A 2,194-nucleotide genomic window follows, 5' to 3' on the forward strand; every position below is an offset into this window, starting at 1 on the left:
CCACCAGCTCCAGGGTGTAGTTCCAAAATGGCATTGTTTTTGTCATATGGTTCACTCAGTAATAACTGCAATTCGAAGTCACCCAATTTTGAAGTGAAWTCCTTCATTTCTTTGCTGAGCTCTTCGTGCAATTCTTCGTCTGGTTCTTCACGTAACAATTCCAACGTCATTTCTAAATTTTCTTGTGTGTCGACTAACTCTTGATATTCATTGACAATTTCTTTCAAGCCATTAGCTTCACTTATTACAACTTGAGCAGCATCTTGATCATTCCAAAAATCGGGATACGACATATTTTCATCTAATTCTGCAATTCGTGCCTCTTTGTTTTCTAAGTCAAAGAGACCCCCTAAAGTCGAGTAATTTTGAAGCGGTTCTATCTAATTCATTACGTACATCTGATAATTCCATCATTGCTAAATTCCTCCGTTATTCAACAGCACCGTGGCAATTTTTGAATTTCTTACCACTGCCACATGGACATATTTCATTTCGTCCAACTGAAGCCTCTGCTCGTACTGGTTTTTTCTTAACAGGCCCACCCTCTTCTTTCGGGTTAACAGCTTGACCTTTTGCAACTTCTTCACGTTGAAGGTTGTTGCGTATTTCTGCCTTCATTGCATATTTCGCTACATCTTCTTGGACAGATTCGACCATTGTTTCAAACATAGCAAATCCTTCGTTTTGATATTCGCGAAGTGGATCAATTTGTCCATATGCACGTAAGTGAATTCCTTGTCGTAATTGGTCCATTGCATCGATATGGTCAATCCATTTCGAGTCAATAGAACGTAGTAACACAACTTTTTCAAATTCTCGCATACGTTCTGAAGACATTTCTTCTTCTTTTTCATCATAGTGTTTGTATACTAGTGTCTTAACATATTCAGTTATTTCTTCAGACGATTTACCTTCTAATTGATCTCGTGATACCGCACCTTCGGATAATAAATTCGCATGAATCGTATCTTCAAGTCCTTTATAGTTCCACTCAGCTTGTTTATCGGATGATGTGTGTGAAGTAACTGTGCGTTCAATTACATCATTTATCATCGTTTCTACAAGACCACGCATATTGTCTGTCTCTAATACTTCTAAACGTTCTTTATAAATAATTTCACGTTGTTGACGTAAAACATCATCGTATTGCAACAAACGTTTACGTGCATCGAAGTTATTACCTTCCACACGTTTTTGAGCAGATTCAACTGCTTTTGTAACCATTTTAGATTGAATTGGTTGAGTATCGTCCATTCCAAGACGAGCCATCATGGCACGCATATTATCAGAACCAAAACGACGCATTAAATCATCTTCCATTGATAAGTAGAATTGCGTGATACCTGGATCCCCTTGACGTCCAGAACGACCTCGAAGCTGATTATCAATACGGCGTGATTCATGACGTTCAGTACCAATAACGGCTAAACCGCCAACTTCAACAACACCTTCGCCAAGTTTAATGTCAGTACCACGACCAGCCATGTTCGTCGCAATAGTAACTGAACCTTTGTGACCGGCAGTCGAGATAATTTCGGCTTCGTGTTCATGATTTTTAGCATTTAAAACATTATGTTGAATACCGTGTTTTTTTAATAAGTTTGAAATGATTTCGGAAGTTTCAATCGCAACAGTTCCTACAAGAACAGGTTGACCTGCTTTGTTTCGCTCAGCAATATCAGCTGCAACTGCTTTATATTTCCCTTCCATGGAAGCATAGATTAAGTCTGCACGATCATCCCGACCAATTACACGGTTTGTTGGAATGCTGATAACATTCATATTGTAAATGTTTCGGAATTCTTCTTCTTCCGTTTTTGCAGTACCCGTCATACCCGAAAGTTTTTCGTACATTCTGAAGTAATTTTGGAACGTGATAGTAGCCATGGTCATAGATTCATTTTGAATCTCAAGACCCTCTTTTGCTTCAATGGCTTGATGAAGTCCATCTGAGTAGCGACGACCTTTCATTAACCGACCAGTGAAGGAGTCAACAATCACAACATCCCCATCTTGAACCACATAGTCCACATCATTATGCATACTCGCATGTGCTTTTAATGATTGGTTGATTGCGTGATTTAAACGGACATGTGTCAAGTCGAATAAATTATCAATGCCAAACGCTTTTTCAACTCTTTCAATACCAGCTTCAGTTAAAACTACGCCTTTAGTCGATTCATCGTATGAATAG

The 2,194-nt window shown here is 38.8% G+C and carries 1 protein-coding gene and 1 pseudogene; both read right to left on the reverse strand.

Translation table 11 applies throughout. The annotated features are described in order from the left end of the window. Positions 1-411: pseudogene (locus tag AC1DOS_RS19570) on the reverse strand (PCRF domain-containing protein); the annotation flags it as partial. Between the two features lie 18 nt (positions 412-429). Continuing rightward, on the reverse strand, positions 430-2,194 hold a 1,765-nt coding region (secA, locus tag AC1DOS_RS19575), incomplete at its 5' end, for a preprotein translocase subunit SecA (RefSeq protein WP_477538827.1).

The sequence above is a fragment of the Paenisporosarcina sp. P5_A11 genome (assembly GCF_056400705.1).